Origin of the sequence: Aminobacter anthyllidis (assembly GCF_018555685.1) — a bacterium.
Taxonomy (GTDB): Bacteria; Pseudomonadota; Alphaproteobacteria; order Rhizobiales; family Rhizobiaceae; genus Aminobacter; species Aminobacter anthyllidis.
This window is the reverse complement of sequence record NZ_JAFLWW010000001.1, coordinates 617,075-634,950: the sequence shown is the minus strand read 5'-3', so window position 1 is coordinate 634,950 and position 17,876 is coordinate 617,075. Positions and strand designations below refer to the sequence as shown.

Annotated in this window: 13 protein-coding genes; 7 read left to right on the top strand and 6 right to left on the bottom strand. The window is 63.9% G+C overall.

Going from position 1 to position 17,876, the window contains the following annotated elements; genetic code table 11:
* Positions 1-15: 15 nt before the first annotated feature.
* From tssC to tssA, 3 genes are read right to left on the bottom strand one after another with little or no spacing between them, the layout of a single operon-like run.
* Complete coding sequence (gene tssC, locus J1C56_RS03435) at positions 16-1,518, bottom strand: type VI secretion system contractile sheath large subunit (protein ID WP_214385967.1); 1,503 nt, start codon at positions 1,516-1,518, stop codon at positions 16-18.
* Between the two features lie 4 nt (positions 1,519-1,522).
* Positions 1,523-2,062 (bottom strand): type VI secretion system contractile sheath small subunit, encoded by a 540-nt coding sequence (tssB, locus tag J1C56_RS03430; RefSeq protein ID WP_214385965.1) that lies wholly within the window; start codon positions 2,060-2,062, stop codon positions 1,523-1,525.
* A 6-nt stretch (positions 2,063-2,068) separates the two neighbouring features.
* A complete protein-coding gene (gene tssA / locus J1C56_RS03425) occupies positions 2,069-3,235 on the bottom strand; it encodes a type VI secretion system protein TssA (RefSeq protein WP_214385963.1) in 1,167 nt (388 codons plus the stop codon).
* Positions 3,236-3,492: 257 nt separating this feature from the next.
* Here tssA and tssH point away from each other — a divergent pair, with 257 nt between their 5' ends.
* Positions 3,493-6,288: a type VI secretion system ATPase TssH gene (tssH, locus tag J1C56_RS03420; protein ID WP_214386664.1), complete on the top strand. Its 2,796-nt coding sequence runs from the start codon at positions 3,493-3,495 to the stop codon at positions 6,286-6,288.
* 23 nt (positions 6,289-6,311) lie between these two features.
* Here tssH and J1C56_RS03415 read toward each other — a convergent pair whose 3' ends face one another.
* Both J1C56_RS03415 and J1C56_RS03410 read right to left on the bottom strand, forming a co-directional pair.
* Positions 6,312-6,578, bottom strand: coding sequence for a hypothetical protein (locus tag J1C56_RS03415; protein WP_214385961.1), 267 nt, complete (start codon positions 6,576-6,578; stop codon positions 6,312-6,314).
* A 13-nt stretch (positions 6,579-6,591) separates the two neighbouring features.
* The gene (locus J1C56_RS03410) at positions 6,592-9,300 is read right to left on the bottom strand and encodes a caspase family protein (RefSeq protein ID WP_214385959.1); all 2,709 of its coding nucleotides are present in this window, start codon (positions 9,298-9,300) and stop codon (positions 6,592-6,594) included.
* 350 nt (positions 9,301-9,650) lie between these two features.
* On the opposite strand from J1C56_RS03410, the gene J1C56_RS03405 reads away from it, so the two are divergent.
* The gene (locus J1C56_RS03405) at positions 9,651-11,687 is read left to right on the top strand and encodes a serine/threonine-protein kinase (protein WP_214385957.1); all 2,037 of its coding nucleotides are present in this window, start codon (positions 9,651-9,653) and stop codon (positions 11,685-11,687) included.
* An 8-nt stretch (positions 11,688-11,695) separates the two neighbouring features.
* Here J1C56_RS03405 and J1C56_RS03400 read toward each other — a convergent pair whose 3' ends face one another.
* Positions 11,696-12,364 (bottom strand): DUF2161 domain-containing phosphodiesterase, encoded by a 669-nt coding sequence (locus J1C56_RS03400; RefSeq protein ID WP_214385955.1) that lies wholly within the window; start codon positions 12,362-12,364, stop codon positions 11,696-11,698.
* A 165-nt stretch (positions 12,365-12,529) separates the two neighbouring features.
* Between J1C56_RS03400 and J1C56_RS03395 the strand changes: the two genes are divergently transcribed.
* From J1C56_RS03395 to J1C56_RS03375, 5 genes are read left to right on the top strand one after another with little or no spacing between them, the layout of a single operon-like run.
* On the top strand, positions 12,530-12,766 hold the full coding sequence (locus J1C56_RS03395; protein WP_214385953.1) for a hypothetical protein: 237 nt from the start codon (positions 12,530-12,532) through the stop codon (positions 12,764-12,766).
* Between the two features lie 6 nt (positions 12,767-12,772).
* On the top strand, positions 12,773-15,232 hold the full coding sequence (gene ligD / locus J1C56_RS03390) for a DNA ligase D (protein WP_214385951.1): 2,460 nt from the start codon (positions 12,773-12,775) through the stop codon (positions 15,230-15,232).
* Between the two features lie 40 nt (positions 15,233-15,272).
* A complete protein-coding gene (gene ku / locus J1C56_RS03385; protein WP_214385949.1) occupies positions 15,273-16,145 on the top strand; it encodes a non-homologous end joining protein Ku in 873 nt (290 codons plus the stop codon).
* Positions 16,142-17,230, top strand: a complete 1,089-nt coding sequence (locus J1C56_RS03380) for a tetratricopeptide repeat protein (protein ID WP_214385947.1) — start codon at positions 16,142-16,144, stop codon at positions 17,228-17,230. Before ku ends, J1C56_RS03380 begins: the two co-directional genes overlap by 4 nt.
* Entirely contained in the window at positions 17,231-17,869 is a 639-nt protein-coding gene (locus J1C56_RS03375) for an alpha/beta hydrolase family protein (protein WP_214385945.1), read from the top strand.
* Positions 17,870-17,876: the final 7 nt, after the last annotated feature.

Below are 17,876 nucleotides of genomic sequence, written 5' to 3'. Positions count from 1 at the left end.
GTTGCTCATGGCAAATCATGACTTGACCGAAGGCAGCTCCGACACGAGCCGAAGCGAGGCGTTTATTCCCTCCAGTTGGTAGTGCGGACGCAGGTAGAAGCGAGCGTTGTAGTAGCCGGGGCGACCCTCGACGCTGTCGACCTGGACTTCCGCCGCCGCAAGCGGACGCTTGGCGCGAGCCTTGTCGTCGGCGAAGGCCGGATTGGCGAGCACGTAGCGGTTGATCCACTCCGTCAGCCAGACCTGCATGTCGGAGCGTTCCTTGAACGAGCCGACCTTGTCGCGAGCGATCGCCTTGAGATAGTGGGCAAAGCGCGAGACCGGAAACAGGTAAGGCAGGTTGGCGCTGAGGCGCTCGTTGGACTGCGCGTCGGGATCGACGAGCCTGCCGGCCCGGGTCTCGTCGTCCTGCAGCGAATGGGCACCGATGAAGGCGGCAAGATCGGTGTTCTTGCGATGCAGGATCGGCATCAGGCCGAGCTTGGCCAATTCAGCCTCGCGCCGGTCGTCGATGGCGACTTCGGTCGGGCATTTCATCGCCACCGAGCCATCGTCGGTGGGGAAGCTGTGTACCGGTAGGTTGATCACCGTGCCGCCATTCTCGACGCCGCGGATCTGGGTGCCCCAGCCGAACAGCTTGTGGCTGCGGTTGATGTTGACGCCCATCGGGAAGGCGGCGTTCATCCAGATGTATTTGTGGTGGTCGCCCTGGACTTCTTCCTCGAAGGCGAAACCCTTCACCGGGACGGTGTCGGCGCCATAGGGCAGCCGCGCAAGAACGCGCGGCATGGCGAGGCCGATGTAGCGCGCGTCCTCGCTCTCGCGCAGCGACTGCCATGAGGCATAGGCCGGGTTGGAGACGATCTGCTGCAGGTCCTGCGGGTTGGGCAGTTCCTGCCAGCTGTCCATGCGGAACAGGCGTGGCGAGGCGGCGGCGATGAACGGTGTGTGCGCCGAGGCGCAGACGCCCGAAATGTTGCGCAAGAGGCCGACGTCGCGAGGGTGGTTGGAGAACTCGTAGGCGCCGATCAGGCAACCGAAAGGCTCACCGCCGAACATCGAATATTCGTCGGTATAGACCTTCTTGAAGACCGGGCTCTGGTCCCACATCTGGCCTTCATAGTCCTCCAGCGTGTCAGCCAGCTGCTCCTTGGAGATGTTCATCACCCGGATCTTCAACTTCTGGTCGGTCTCGGTGTTGTTGACGAGGTACCAAAGGCCGCGCCAGGTGCCTTCCATCTCGCGCACTTCCGGCGCGTGCAGGATCTCGTTGAGCTGGATCGTCAGCATCTTGTCGATGCCAGATATCAGCGACTTGATCGACTTGATCGCGTTCGACGAGATGGTGGTGGTGTCGGAGCGGGATTGCGCGGCAAGGGCGAGATTGCGCACCAGCTGCTGCAGCTTCTCGCTGTCGTCCTTCTTGACCTTGAAGTCCTTCTCCAGGAGATCGCTGAACTCGCCGAGATCGATGGCTTCCGCTTCGGCGACGGTTGGGCTTTTTTGCTGTTCGGCCATGGTCTTATTCCTCGACCTTGTCGCTGTCGGAGAGCGCCTGGCTGGCGATCTGGCCGAGCAGCGGCTCGTTGTTCAGCAATTGCGCGATGCGCTTTTCCGCGTCGGCCCGGCCGTCCATGAAGCCCAGCAATTCCTCGAGCTGGCGGCGCATCTTGAGGATTTCGGCCAGTTGCGGAACCTGCTCGGCGATCTTGTCGGGGGCGAAATCGCCCATCTTGGAGAAGGTGAGATCGACCGGCAGTTCTTCTTCGCGCTCCGCGCCCTCGGCCTGGGGCAAGGTGTTCTTCACCCGCGCCTTCACCCGCGGCCCGAGCGCTTCCATGAAGCGCGGGAACCTGTTGGCGTCGGTTTCGACGAAGGTGCGATCGAGCACCGTCTTTTGCGCTTCCTTGGTCTGCGATGCGCCGGCGAGATCCGCCATCACGCCCATCACGAAAGGCAGTTCGATCGTCGTCGGGCTGCCGTAGGTCTCGACGTCATAGGCGATCTGCACGCGCGGGGCGCGATTTCGCTCGATGACCTTTGCTTTGCTTTCCGCTGGCATGCTTGGCTACCTTTCATCCTTCTGAGGCGTCTTCTTGCTGTCTGGAACCCCGGCAAGCAGCCGGAATTCCTTCAGCCCGGAGGGTGCGAGATCTTCCATCAGTTCAACGAAATCCATGTGCACCATGCGGCGCACACGGCGGGCGAGATGCGGGATCGGGCTCGACGGCTCGGTCCGGTCGTAGAAGGCAACGACGAGGTCGAGGCATTTGACGACGTCGTCGCGCGAGGACAGGCGGTCGGGGAGGGCCATGGTCGGTCCCGCTTGGTTGACCACCGGTTCGGGCGCGTGGCCGTTGGGCTGTGCTGCGACCGGTGTGGCCTGGGTGAGTTCGGGTTTCGCCGTGCTGGTTGGCGCGGTACGCGCTGTCGATCCGCGTTCGAGCGTCGTCAGCATGCGATCGAGAAACTTCTTGAGGTCCGGCACCGCCGGCCCAGCAGTTTCCAGCCGCTTGTTGAGGGCCGTGTCGACGGCGCTCAAGGCCTTGTTCGCCGCGCGGGCGTCGGCAACCAGTTGCTCCATGGCGGGACCAGCCTGATCGGACTGCGCGGCACAAGCACTGCGCAGCTTGGCCAGAAGTTGCTCGTGGGCTGACGAAAGGGCTGCCCGCTCGGCGGTGTTCAGCCCCTGCGCCGCCTCCTGCAGCATGACGCGGTCGTCAAGCGCGCCCTGCTCCAGTTCGCGGCCGGTGATCGGGCCAAAGCCGCGCGGCGCGAAAAATGCCATCTGGCGGAGGTTGGCGAGCAGTCCGTCCTGGCCGTTTTGCAAGTCGAGCAGCGCGTTGATGCGGCGCAGCGCTGCGTCGCGCGGCAGCGCATTGGCTCTGAGCGCCGGGTGCATGGTTTCCCAATGTTCGTCGAAAGTGCGCGCAATCAGCGTCAGGCCCTCGGCCAGTCCGGCCAGCCCTTGCGTATTGGCCTGGGCACGGGTGACAAGCGTAAGCAGGCGAAGGTCGCGGCCCTGGGCGCGCAGCTCTTCGGCCTTGTCCAGCACGGCTGCCCAATCGACGGGGATACTGACTTGCGATGAGGGTCTGTTGCGTTCGTCGTGGACGACGTCGACCTGCGGCTCGATGAGGCGCTCAAGCTCGTGGAAGCGCGGATCGTTGCGCAAATCTTCCCCGGACGGGTTTTCACCGTTCAAAGGGTTGAGCCAAAGAGCAAGATCAACCACGCACCCCCCCACGCCATACTCAGGTCGGAAGTAGCCGGTATTCCACTCGATGATGGTTTTAGCACAATTCAGGCGGCGCTCAAAGTTGGGCGAGGGTAGCGCTTAAGCTCTAGTGACCGGGTTCATGCGAATTGTTCGCGTCTCGTCATCGGCGGCTACAGCCGGTCGTGTGGCACGCTTTGTAAAGTCGCGGTTTGTGTGGCAAATTGGAAGGATCGCAGTCCGGCCATTGGAGAACCTCCATGGAACAAAAGGGCGTGCAGCCGCGCAGGTCGTCTCAGGGCTTCAAGCGCAAGGAACTTGTCGGCAAGCTCAATCCCACCTGCCTGCGCGCCTTCAAGGCGGCGGCCGACGCGGCAAAGCTGCGTGGCAACCCTTACGTCGAACTTGTTCATTTCATTGAACAACTTGTACTTTCGGATCGCTCCGACGTGCAGATGATCCTGGCCGATGCCGGAGTCGATGCCGCCCGTGTCGCCGGTGACATGACGCGCGCCGTCGACAAGCTGCCTTATGGCGCGACCTCGATCGAGGAGTTCTCCGACCATATCTTCCACGCCATCCAGGAGGCCTGGAACCTGGCGACGCTGGAATTCGGCAGCGAGGAAGTGCGCAGCGCCCATGTGATCCTGGCCTGCCTGAAGGTGCCGGTGCTGGAAGGGCTTGTGTCGAAGATCAGCACCGAGTTCGACAAGATCGACGCCGACGGCGTTATCGGGCGCTTTGCGGATGTCATCGATGGCTCGCTGGAGGGCTCAGTGGCGAGTGCGTCTCCACCTTCGGACGCGGCGCCGCGGCGCCTGTCGCCTGGCGGGGAGTCGGCGCTGGCGAAATATGCCACCGACCTGACGCAGCGGGCACGCGACGGCAAGATCGACGCCGTCGTCGGCCGCGACCCGGAAATCCGCCAGATCGTCGACATTTTGATGCGGCGGCGGCAGAACAACCCGATCCTGACCGGCGAAGCCGGCGTCGGCAAGACGGCGGTGGTGGAGGGTTTTGCGCTGCGCATCGCCGAGGGCGACGTGCCGCCAATGCTGCAAGGGGTGAGCCTGCGCATGCTCGACGTCGGGCTGATGCAGGCCGGCGCCAGTGTCAAGGGCGAGTTCGAGAAGCGGCTGAAGGCTGTCATCGACGAGGTGCAATCCTCGGAAACCCCTGTCATCCTGTTCATCGACGAGGCGCATACGCTGATCGGCGCCGGTGGTGCGGCCGGCACGGGCGATGCCGCCAACCTGCTGAAGCCGGCCTTGGCGCGCGGCGAGCTGCGCACCATCGCTGCCACCACCTGGGCCGAATACAAGCAGCATATCGAGAAGGACCCGGCGCTGACCCGACGTTTCCAGGTCGTCAAGATCGAAGAGCCAGACGAGGCGGCCGCCATCCTGATGCTGCGCGGCGTCGCCGGCGTGCTTGAAAAGCACCACGAGGTGCAGATCCTCGACGAGGCCATTGAAACGGCGGTCAAGCTGTCGCACCGCTACATCCCGGCGCGGCAATTGCCCGACAAGGCGGTCAGCCTGCTCGATACGGCCTGCGCCCGCGTCGCGATCTCCCAGCATTCCCGGCCCGGCGAGGTCGAGGACCTGATGCGCCGCCGGCAGGCGCTCGAGGTCGAGCAAGGCATCATCGGCCGCGAGGCGGCGATCGGCATCGAAGTGGACGAGCGCAAGGCACGCGTCGAGGCCGGGCTGGTCGAGACGGACGCAGCTTTGGCGGCGGCGCAGACGCGCTGGGACAGCGAAAAAGCAGCCGTCGCCGAGATCCTCGAACTGCGGGCCAAACTGCGCGGACAGGGCGTGGCGCTCGATCCGGTTGTCGCGGAGGCCGCCCAAGCCGAAGTTGCAGGCGAAGAGCCGGTCGCAGCCAATGACGACGCTGCGGTCGGCCAAGATGTTGCCGCTGACAGCGTGCCCCAGGCTGAACCGGCCGAAACCGCGGAGCAGCCGGAGGCGGCCTCCGATCCCGGGGCCGACCTTGTGCGGCTCAAGGAGCTGATGGCGGTGCTGGCCGAGGCGCAGGGCGAAACGCCGCTGATCCTGCTTTCCGTCGACCGCAACGCGGTTGCATCAGTGGTGCAGGACTGGACCGGCATCCCGACCGGGCGGATGCTGACCAGCCAGACCGAAAAGGCGCTGCGGCTGGCACAGACTTTATCCGAGCGCGTGGTCGGCCAGGACCATGCGATGGAGATGATCGCCAAACGCGTGCAGACAAGCCGCGCAGGGCTTGGCGCGCCGGAAAAGCCGGTCGGCGTGTTCCTGCTTTGCGGCCCGTCGGGCGTCGGCAAGACCGAGACGGCGCTGGCGCTGGCAGAGACGCTGTACGGCGGCGAGCAGAACCTGATTTCGATCAACATGTCGGAGTTCCAGGAAGCCCACACCGTGTCGACCCTGAAAGGCGCGCCTCCGGGCTATGTCGGCTACGGCAAGGGCGGCATCCTGACCGAGGCCGTGCGACGCCGGCCCTATTCGGTGATCCTGCTCGACGAGGTCGAGAAGGCGCATCCCGACGTGCACGAGATCTTTTTCCAGGTCTTCGACAAGGGCATGATGGACGACAGCGAGGGCCGGCGGATCGATTTCAAGAACACGCTGATCCTGCTCACCTCCAATGTCGGCTCCGAGGTCATCATGACCAAGACAAAGGGCGGCGAGCTGCGCGAGAATGTCGAGAACCTCGACGCTGCCTTGCGCGCACCCTTGCTCAAGGTGTTCCCGGCGGCCTTCATAGGCCGTGTCGTGACGATCCCCTATTATCCGCTGTCGGGCGATATGATCGAGGCGATCACCCGCCACCAGTTCGGCAAGATCGCGCGCCGGCTGCAGATCAGCCACGGCGCGGAACTGGTGATCGGCGATGGCGTGATGGAACTGATCAAGGCGCGTTGCACCGAGATCGAATCCGGCGGCCGCATGATCGACGCGATCCTGACCAACACACTTCTGCCGGAACTGAGCCGAGGCGTGCTCAACCGCTCGCTCGATGGGGAAAAACTGACGCGCGTGACAGTCGGCGCGTCAGGCGAGGGGTTCAGCTACGAGTTTGGGTGAGGAGCTGATCAGTTGGTGGTCTGCTACCAAGGATCGTTCCCACCGTCATTGCCGCTGTCGCTTTTTTCGCTGCGCTCACTGCTTGGCGTCGCAGGAACAATCGGTTTCTTGACCACCCGTGGCTGGACCGGCGCCGCGACCGCGACCTTCCTCACTGGAGCCGCTTTCTTGACCTGCACGGGCTGCACGGGTTGAGCGACTGCCTGTTCCTCGACTTTCATCATGGAACCGCAACCGCCAAGCGGTAGCAGTACGGTCGCCATAAGAAGACTGATGGTATGCGAACGCATGTACGTCTCCCCTTTATGAGCCCAGCATGTCCAGACGTGGTCGTGAATCGATCCATTCCTTGCGCAGAAGCGCCATCAGCAAATCACGAGGGTCGCGTGGAGCTTCCGTTCCGAGTACGGCATTAGCGGCGTCACGCGTTTTGGTGCCGAGCTTGCCGTCGACTTCGCCGACATCCTGGCCTGCCCGCTGAAGCGCCAACTGCACCTCTTTGCCAACATCCGAATTGTCGACCTTCTTCAGGTCCGCCTTGGCGTCTACCGAAACGTCCTTGGTGTTGTGCGATGCTGAGAGCGCGAGCAGACGGGCGACTTCGCCGCTGTCACGCTGCAGTGTTGGATTGTCCTTGAGCAATTCGGCGGCAAAATAGCCTGCCCAGGCGTCGCCACGCTCGGCACTTTCCCGATACCAGCCAGCCACAGTCTGCACATCCGCAGTCTTGTCACGCAGTGCCATGCGACCGAGCAGTCGACCGGCATAGGGATGTCCGTTGGCATGCGCCTTCTGGAAAAGTTCTGCGGCCCGTGTCGGGTCTTTTTGGACGCCAGCACCGTCACGATAGAGTACGCCGAGTAAGACCATTCCAAAGACATCTTCGCGGTCGGCGGATTGAGTGATGAATTTCAATGCGCGAGCATCGTCCTTCTTGACATGCTGTCCGGAGAGGTACTCGCCGCCCAGCATGTTCATTGCATAGGTGTGACCGGACTCCGCGGCACTGGCGACCATTGCCATGCCGCGATCGATGTCAGGCTTGGTGCCGAGCCCCGTGACCAGCGCCCGACCCAGCGCATATTGCGAATAGGGATCGCCACGCTTGGCGCCGGATTCGAACAGCGGGATTGCCTTGGCCGGATCGCGCTCTACCGCCGCGCCGAACTGATAGAGCCTGCCGAGCAGGTAGCTGGCGCGGACATGGCCGGCGTCGCTGGCGGCATTGAGCTCGGTGAGGGCCTCGTTGAAGTTGCCTTCGGCATAGAGCGCGCGGGCATACTGGTACTTGAACCGCGCCACCTCGGGATGCTGGTCGACGGCTGCCTTGCAGGCTGTCAGGGCCTTGGGCACGTCGATGTCGTTGGGCAGCTTGCCGTCGGCAACCGCCTGGACGTCGAGAGGCTCGGCGGCGAGCGTGTCGCATTCATTGACCGAGACGGCGACATTGATGGTGATCGGCGCCGGCGTGGCGGTCTTGACCGCCGGAACCAGCACGACGGTGCGCAACGGCTCTTTGGCGGGCGCCTTGTCGGCGGGCAGGGGGAGCGGCTTGACCTCCATGCTGTCGGTGCTGGTGTCCACCTTGGCGGCACCGGCATTGGTGTTCATCGCGACCGTCTCGGCCACCGGTTGTTCATCGTCTTCGGCACTCACCAGCTTGAGCGACGGGCGGATGCGCAGCTTGGTGATGTCTTCGGCCTTGATCAGGTCGCCTTCGGAAACGATCTTGCCGTCGACCGCAACTTGCGTCTCCGGATCGCGCTTTTCCAGGCGGAGCCAGCCGGTGGGCGCGGCGCTTGTCGAGCGCACCACCTCTTCGGGCATGGCGGCGAAGCCGGTGCCGATGTCGGATGCCATGGCGACGAGGATCGGCTTGGCCTGCTCGGGCGCTGCCGGCTTCGGCTCGTCGCCCTGCTGGATGTTGAGCGCCGGCTTGACCTGCGCCTCGGCGATGGCCTGGGCATCGACGACGACGCGGACGATGCCGCTGGCACTGCGGCCGCCATCGGTGGTGACGGTGTAGCGCACCTCGTCCTGGGTCATGTCGCCGGAGGCCGGCTTGAACATGACTTCCTCGATCCGGTCGGCTGAAATCTTGCTGTCGAGGCTGAGCTGCTCGTCGCCGAGCCAGAGCGTGCCCTGGTCGGGCAGCTTGGTGAAATTGATTGTCAGCTCGGCATTGCCGCTGGTGATGGGCGGGGAGATGCGCAGTGCCACCTCCTTGGTCGCAGGCGGAACGCGAACCTCGCGCATATCCTCAATAATCAACAGGTTCTGCCGGGTTACGAAGAAGAAGGATGAGGTGAGGCTTGAGGCGTCCCAAGGCGTCTGGCGCCCGTCGGTGCGCTTGATGACCTCGGCGCGGATGTCGCTGAGCAGCTTCCTGATCTCGACATTGGGCTTGAGCGCATAGTCGGCGAAGGTGCCGGTGAAGGGGCTGAGGCCGTTGTTGCCGTCGAGCGCCACCCGGTCGGGGGCGGTGGAATAGACGATCAGCGTGCCATCTTGTGGTGCGACAGAGGCGAGACCCTTCTTGCCTTCGACCGCGACCTTGGCCTGGCCGACATAATAGGAATTGTTGGCGAAGGGATTGTCGCGGCAGGCGTCGAGGATCGCGATCTGCAGCGAGGAGGTCTCGCGCATGTACTCGAGCAGGCTCGACATGTTGTAGGCCTGCACCTCGAGGTCGTAGGAGGTCGCAAGCGTCGCATCGACCGGAAGCATGAAATTGTGGCCACCGACCTGCACGGCGTGGCCGCTGTAATAGAACAGCGCAACGTCGCCATCGTTCAGCGTCCGGAGGAAGCCGAGGATGGTCTCCTCAAGGCCCTTCTTGTCGAGATCCTTGCCGAGCGTAACCTCGAAATTGGCGCGCTCCAGCACCTCGCGGATGCGGTCGGCGTCGTTGGCGGCATTGGGCAACTGGGCAAGGTGCTGGTAGGCAGTGTTGCCGATGACCAGTGCTGCGCGGCGGCCGGAAACACCGTCAGCCGCAAAGGCAGTGCTCAAGGCAAACAGAAGGAGGAGACCGCAGGCTGCCAAGGCACCAGTCAGTTGCGTTAAAATGCCAGCATTGCGAGCAGGCAAGCAGCCTTCGCATACCATGAACTGCTCCTTTCGGACGCGCAGTCTTTACAGGCTTGGCACGGCTTGCATTTGTTAGCGTTCAAGCATCCTCCTGACGCGGATCGGTGTCAACGTAGTCGACATAGATCAAACGGCCTATTGCCCGGCCATGCAAAGGCCCTGCGAGCAAAAGTCACCATCGCGAAATTCCGTGTTATTGTCCGCCGAGTGATCCAATACCTGAGGTGTGAAGCAATGGCCGATTGGCGCTCACGCATGGATGGAGCCAGGTCATGACGCCGGAGGACAAGACACGTATCGCGCCCGATACCGGTGTCCATCAGGGCGTGCAACTGAACGGCATCTACGAAATCGACGAGCATATTGCCACCGGCGGCATGGGCGAGGTTTATCGCGGCCATAACATCCAGACCGGCGATCCGGTGGCGATCAAGGTCGTGCTGCGCGAATTCGCCCGCGACCAGGGCATCCTGGCGCTGTTCCGCAAGGAGGCGTCGATCCTCAACCACCTCTCCAACGACGCCATCGTGCGCTATCACGTCTTCACCATCGACCCGACGATCGGCCGGCCCTACCTCGCCATGGAGTTCGTCGACGGCCAGTCGCTGGGCGAACGCATCCGCAGCGGCCCGCTCGACACGCGCGAGGCGCGCAAGATGCTGGCCCGGGTCGCCTCAGGCCTGTCGGTGGCGCATGAGGCCGGCGTCATCCACCGCGACCTGTCGCCAGACAACATCGTGCTGCCGGGCGGCAAGGTGGAAAAGACCAAGATCATCGATTTCGGCATTGCGCGCTCGGCCAATGTCGGCGGCGGTACGCTGCTCGGCGGCAGCTTCGCCGGCAAATACAGCTTCGTTTCGCCCGAACAGCTCGGGCTGTATGGCGGTGAAATTACCGACCAGTCCGACATCTACAGCCTCGGCCTGGTGCTGGCAGCGGCCTTGCGCGGCAAGCAACTCGACATGGGCGGATCGCCGGTCGAGGTGATCGAGAAGCGGCGGACCGTGCCAGATCTTTCGGGCATCGACCCGGATCTGCTGCCGTTGCTGCAATCCATGCTCCAGCCCGACCCGAGGGATCGCCCGGAAAGTGCCGCGGCGATCGTCGAATGGCTGCGCGAGACCAGTGGGGCGACGGCGCCGCCCGTCACGCTGCCCGGCGTGCCGCCGCACGACCAGGAGCAGCGCAAGCCGGCCGAGCTTGCCTGGCGGCCGCCGGGATCGGCATCGAGCGGCCAGAAGCCGTTGCCGCCGGAAGGGGTGCTGCCGCGCGACGCGCCGTGGCGCAGCGCAGGAACGACCGGCCGGCCAATGCCTGACATCAGGCAGAAGACAGCTCCCAAGGTGGCGCCGGCTGCGAATGCGCCAAAGTCGCGGCGCGGCGCGCTGGTCGGCACGGTCCTGCTGGCCGCCATGGCAGCCCTGGGTGGCGGCGCCTATTTTTCCGGGCTGCTGGACGGATTCTTGACCGGCGATGCCAGGGTTACATCGGGAGAAGAAACCGCAGGCGGCAAACTCACACCCGCGCCACCACCCAAGGAGACAGTCCCGACGCCGGTGACGCCGTCGCCTTTGCCCGAGCCGGCAACGGAGGCAAAGGCGCCAGCGCCGACTGACATCGCCAAGCCGAAACCGGCCGAGCCGGTCAAACCAGTGGCCCTGCCGGCGCCCCCGAAGGCCGCAGTCAGCGCCGCCGACTGGTTCAAGGCCTTCGACGGGGGGCCCTGCTTCTATGCCTCGGTGGCCAATGCATCGGCGCCCAGCCCCGAGGTCGAGGGGCTTGCGACCTCGAAAGCGCCGTTCGACAAGCTTGCCCGCGACTTTGCCTCGGCTTTCGGCAGCGGTCCAAAAGTCAATCCGAGGATGATCGAGCGCGAGCAGTGCCCGGTCGCCGATTTTCTCGAGGCGGTGCATCCGGACGATGGCCAGGGCCCGAGCCTGCAACTGAACAAGGACAAGCTCAAGGTCGGGGACTCGCTGCAGGGCACGCTGAGCCGGACCGGCAGCCGCAACGTCAACCTGCTGCTGATCGGCAAGGACGGCGTCGTCTACAATTTCGCCAGCCTGCTCAAGAAGTCCGGGCCCGACGCGGCGAGTTTCAGCATGAAGCTGTTCCCGCTCAACGACCAGGAAGCCACCGCACCCGAACCGCACCTGATCGTGGCGCTGGCCAGCGACAACGGCATCAAGGCGGCCGATATCAAGGATCCAGAGCTGGCATCCGACCTGTTTCCGAAAATCCGCACCGAGATCGAAGCCCAGCCGAACGCCGCCGGCGTCGCCTTCGGCTACTTCCTGTTCGACCGTTGAATTGGGCTTCAGCCCGCCTTGGGCGCCTGCTGCGGCCAGCGCTGCAGCGCCTCACGACCCGTGTCAGTCAGATCGTAAATGCCGCGATCGACGCGGACGAACCAGCCATAGACATTGTCGAGCAGGATTTTTGGCGCGCGCGGCACCGCCTGGCTCAGGTCGCGCGGCCGCCTGGGGCCGTCGACCAGTGCTGCCGCACATTTCAGCGCATCCTGGCGATAGGCCGTCATGATCGGTGCGCGAGAGCCACCGCCGGCGACCGGGTCGCCTTGGCGACGGCGATGTTCTGATACAAGGCGGGAGCGGCGCTTGGCATCGCGCCTGGGCGTGGGTGCCTCCGGGCTGAGCAGGACTTCGATACGCTCGTCATCAAAGATGCCAAGCAGGCCAAAACCCAACCGCCGGCACAGATTGCGGAACCTTTTGTCGCCCTCGCGGCCCTTGCCACGCGGCGACATGCGGGCGGCAAGCCAGATCTCGTCGGCGGCGGCGGCACGGTCGACGCCTTGCAGGATCAGCTCGAGATTGAATTGCAGCTTCAGCTCGCAGACGACGACGATGGGCGGCGCATCGCTGCTCAGCGCCAGCAGGTCGCAGCCGCCGATCTCGCCCTTGACCTCGAAGCCGAGCCCTTCGAGGAAGCGCTTCACCGGGCTATAGAGTGCCGTCTCCAGCAACGGGTTTTTCCTTAAGGCTGCCCGGGGACGGGCTGACGAATCATGGCCACCATTGTGCCGATACACCTGGCATAGTCGAGCAATGGCAGGAGCCCGGGTGGCATAGATTGATCAGTTAAGAACTTTGAGGGATAGTCGCCGTGTTGGTTCAGGAGCCTCGGGCGTATGCGTACACCGGTTGCCAGCCAGATCAGGAAGCGCAGGGCCGTCTCCGACGCGCTCGGCCGCCACAAGGTATTCGTCAGCTCCAGGCTGTTTCGCGGCGACGGGCAGACCGTTTCGCGGGTGCTTGTCTCGGGCCAATATTATGACGTCAACGACGCCTTGCTCGGCAGGCTGATGGCGGGTGCAACCCCCAGGGAGCTTGAGCTGGAGCCCGCGCCCGACGATGCGGCGCGCTAGGCCGGGATGGCAGCGGAAAAGCTTCGCACCTACCGGCAAAAGCGCGATTTCTCCAAGACGCGCGAGCCGCGCGGCGTCGAGCAGGCCGACGAAGGCAACCGCTTCGTCGTGCACAAGCATCATGCCACCGCCGACCACTACGATCTTCGCCTCGAACTCGACGGCGTGCTCAAGAGCTGGGCCGTACCGCGCGGGCCGTCGCTCAATCCGGCCGACAAGCGCCTTGCCGTGGAGACCGAAGACCACCCGCTCGATTACATCGACTTCGAGGGACTGATCCCGGAAGGCGAGTATGGCGGCGGGCCGATGATCGTCTGGGACGCAGGCGTATGGGCGCCGATGGAGGACGCGCGGACGTCGCTGGAAAAGGGTGCGTTCAAGTTCCGGCTGTGGGGCGAAAAGCTCAAGGGCGGCTGGATGCTGGCACGGCTGAAGCCGAAACCGGGCGAGGACAAGCGCAACTGGCTGCTGTTCAAGGAACACGATCCGGCGGCCGACGAGACGACTGACATTCTCGAAACGCGGCCCGAAAGCGTGAAGTCGGGGCGGCGCATCGAGGAATTGGCCGCGCCGCCGAAAACGCCGCCATCGAAACCCGGAGACCTCAAGCCCGGCAAGCTTGCCGGGGCGGTACGGGCGCCGATGCCGGTACGGATCGAGCCACAATTGGCCACCGCAGCACCCAAGCCGCCATCGGGCGAGGGGTGGCTTCACGAGATCAAGTTCGACGGCTATCGCACCATGGTGCATCTCGAAGGCGGTTCTGCCAGGCTGATCACCCGCAGCGGCATCGACTGGACGAAACGTTACGGCAAGCTCGCGGCGGCGTTTCGCAACCTGCCATGCAGCGATGCCGTCATCGATGGCGAGATCGTCGTGCTCGACGACAAGGGCATCAGCCGCTTTGCCGCCCTGCAGGACGCGCTGGCCAGCGGCCACGACGAACTGCTGGTGTTTTACGCATTCGATCTTGTCCACCTCAATGGCTGGGACCTGACAAACACCGAACTCAACAAACGCAAGAGCCTGCTGGAGACGCTGCTTGCCGGCCACGTCCACGCGCAGTCAGCTCTGCAGCTCAGCGGGCACGTCGAGGGCGACGGCCAGGCGCTGTACGACCAGGCAACCGAGATGGGGCTCGAAGGCGTCGTATCGAAACGGATTGCGGCGCACTACACCCCCGGGCGCTCGCACAGCTGGACCAAGACAAAGGCGCTGGACAAGGACGACTTCGTCATCGCCGGCTACACCACCTCGCAAGCCGCCGAGGGCCTGGCGGCCCTCGCGCTCGGCGAATGGGTCGATGGCGAGCTGCACTATCGCGGCAAGGTTGGAACCGGCTTCGACGCCGAGACGTTGCAGTCACTGCTGCACCGGCTGGAAGGCCTGCGCGAGGGTGCGGCGAAGCTTGATGGCGCGCCAAAGGAGGTCATCGCAGTGCGGCCCGTGCTCAACGCCCATGTCCACTTTGCCAATCGCACCGCCGACAATGCGTTGCGTCATGCGGTGTTCAAGGGGCTGCGCGAGGCCGAGCTTTCGGAGGCGCCGCAGGCTCCGCGCAAGCGGCTGATCACCGACACGGACCTCGCCAGCATCTCAATCACCAATCCGACGCGCCGGGTTCTTGGCAAGTCCGGGCCGACCAAGCTCGACGTCGCTGTCTACTATGCCGCCGTCGGCGATTTCATGCTGCCGCATATCATGGGGCGGCCGGTGTCGCTGTTTCGCTGTCCGACCGGCCAACCGAAGGACTGCTTCTTTCAACGCCATGCCTTCAAGGGCATGCCGGCGACGATCGCTTCCTTCGAGACCAAGAATTCGGACGACGAGAGCAAGACCTACATTTCGGTCGAGGATGCCAAGGGCTATCTCGCGCTGGCGCAGTTCGGCGTCGTCGAGTTCCACGTCTGGGGCGCGCAACGCAAGCGCCTGGACAAGCCGGATCGAGTCGTCTTCGACCTCGATCCGGGCGAGGGGATCGGCTGGCGCGAGGTCGTCGAGGCCGCCGTGCATGTTCGCGACGAGCTAACGAAGATGGGCCTCGTCCCTTACGTGAAGACCTCGGGCGGCAGCGGCATCCATGTCGTCGTACCGACGACCGGCAAGCTCGGCTGGAAGCAGTTCCATCAGGCGAGCAGCGAAATCTCGTCCCAAATCGCCAAGACCGCGCCCGACACCTTCACGACGGTGATGGGCAAGGACAACCGGAAGAAGCGCATCTTCATCGACTTCCACCGCAACGCGCGCAGCGCCACCGCGGCAGCCCCTTACAGTCTCCGCGCCCGCACCAACATGCCGGCGTCGACCCCACTCAGTTGGCCAGATCTCGAGTCCATCGACGCTCCGGCCGATTTGAACTATTCTTCGCTTCCCGGACTTGTGGCCAGGTCGGGCGATCCTTGGGCGGACATAGCAGATCATGCCAAGGACTTGCCGGCCGAGGTCATTGCCAAGAGTAAGTCTTGACCAAGAGTATGTCTTGAATTGTGTCGCGTAGGAGACAAGCATGGCACCAAGGGCAAGTTGGAAGGGGTATCTGAAACTCAGCCTGGTTAGCTGCCCGGTACGGTTGTACCCGGCGACCAGCACGAGCGAACGCATCAGCTTCAATCAGCTGCACAAGGACACGCACAACCGGATCAACATGAAACCCGTCGATCCGGAACTCGGCCTTGTCGAGCGCTCCGACCTCGTCAAGGGCTACGAGTACGAAGACAAAAGATATGTCGTCATCGACGAAGCCGACATCGACAGCGTCAAGATCGAATCCAACCACACGATGAACATCGAGGCCTTCGTCGATGAAGATTCCGTCGATGTGATCTACCAGGATGCGCCTTATTATCTGGCGCCCGATGGCGCGATGGCCGAGGAAACGTTCGCCGTGCTGCGCGAAGCGCTGCGCAAGTCGGGCAAGCTCGCCATCGCCCGTCTCGTCCTGTCGAGCCGCGAACGCGTCGTAACCATCGGCTCGCGCGAAAACGGCATGTTCGTGTGCACCTTGCGCAATCCGAGCGAAGTGCGCGGAACATCGGAGTATTTCGGCAATATCCCAGCCGGCAATCCGGATCCCGAAATGCTTGAACTTGCCGAAGCGCTAATCAAGCAGAAGCTGACGACGTTCAATCCGAAGAACTACGAGGACCGCTACGAAATCGCCTTGATGAAGATGATCAAAGAGAAGCTGAAGGGGCACAAGCCGATCATCGCGGCAGCACCCGAGCGCGGCAATGTCATCAACCTGATGGATGCGCTGAAGGCCAGCCTCGGCCAGGCCAAACCGCCAGCCAAGAGCAAGACCAAGGCCGAACCGGCAGAGAAGCCCGCGGCCAAGCTTGCGGCCGTTGGCGGCGGCAAAGCCCTGAAAGGCAAGAAGTGACGGCACTTTCGGGCAGGATATTCGGCCTGGTCGGTGCGCTTGCCGCGTTTCCCAGGCGGCTCGCCGTGCGCGAGGTCGCTCGCCAGGGCGGTGAGTTGCAGCACGGGGTAACGCGCCGCACGACGCATGTCGTGCTCGGCCGGACGTTGCTCGGGAAACTCGACGAGGCGCAGTTGGAAGCGCGGATCAACGCTGCGTTCGCATCGGGCCGTCCGGTGCTCAGCGAGAACGGTTTTCTCAGGGCGCTTGATCTGCTGGACAAGGTCGAGGGCGCCGAAATGACCCGGCAGTCGCTGATCGAGCAGTCGCGCATCGATCCCAAGGCCTTCGACTTCCTGTCGCTGTTCGACGCCTTCGAAAGCGACAGCGAACCTTATGCGTTCCGTGACCTGATCCTCGCCAGGAAGTATGCCGGCCTTCTGGCGGGTGGCGCGACCTGGAGCGCCATTGCCAGGTCGGTTCGCCGATCGGGCGCGGTGGCATCGCTGAGCGCGATGTCACTTCATGCCGACGGCAAGGACTCGATCTACGCCCGTCTTGGCGAGGATTTCGCCGAGCTTGACGGCCAGCGGCTCTTGCCGCTGGAACGCACCAGTGATGCCGAGCTGGAGGATATGTTCGGACGCGCAGAGGAGGCCGAGGAGGGCGGCCGCTTCACCGAGGCGGCAGCGCTTTACGCACGCTGCCTGGCGGCCGATCCGAGCGACAGCGTCGCCGCGTTCAACCGAGCGAACAGCCTGCGCGCCGCCGGCCACAGCCAGGAGGCGATGCAGACCTATCTCAGGGCGGTCAAGCTCGACCCGAAATTCGTCGAGGCCTGGTTCAACCTCGGTGGGCTGTTTGCCGCCGAGGGCAAGGTGCATACCGCACGGCGCCACCTCAAGAAGGCGGTGGCGCTCGACCCATCTTATGCCGACGCGATTTTCAACCTCGCCAACCTCGAATATGAGGCCGGCGACCTGGCCGAAGCCAGGCGCTGGTGGTCGCACTATCTCGAGCTGGACAACACGTCCGAATGGGCCAGGACCGCTGCCAAGGGCATCCAGTATGCCGATCTGCATCTCAGGGAACGGACGGCAAGCTAGATGGCGGTGAATTTTCTCTTCGATGGGCCGGAAGATGCGGCTGTTACCGTGCTTTTGGCACATGGCGCGGGCGCGCCGATGGATTCTGCGTCGATGACGGCCGCGGCGAATGCACTTGCCAAGGCTGGGCTTCGCGTGGCGCGTTTTGAGTTCGGCTACATGGCGGCGCGGCGTAGCGAAGCCGGGCGCAAGCCGCCGCCAAGGGCTGAGACGCTGAACCCCGAATACAAGGCAGCGGTCGAACAGCTTGGCGCCAAGGGACCACTGATCATCGGCGGCAAGTCGATGGGTGGGCGCGTCGCCAGCATGATCGCCGACGAGCTGCATGCGTCGGGAACGATCGTAGGGCTTCTGTGCCTGGGCTATCCGTTCCACCCGCCTGCCAAGCCGACACAGCTGCGCACCAAGCATCTTGCGGCGCTCAAGACGCCGACACTGATCGTGCAAGGTACGCGCGACGAGTTCGGCACGGTCGAGCAGGTTCCCAACTACGAGCTGTCGGACAGCATAGAAGTCCTGTGGCTCCAAGATGGCGACCATGATCTCAAGCCGCGCAAAAGCATTTCCGGCTTCTCCGCCGCCGACCATCTGAAAACGCTGGGCGAAGCGGTTGCTGCCTGGTCGGCCCGGCTGACCTAACTATCCG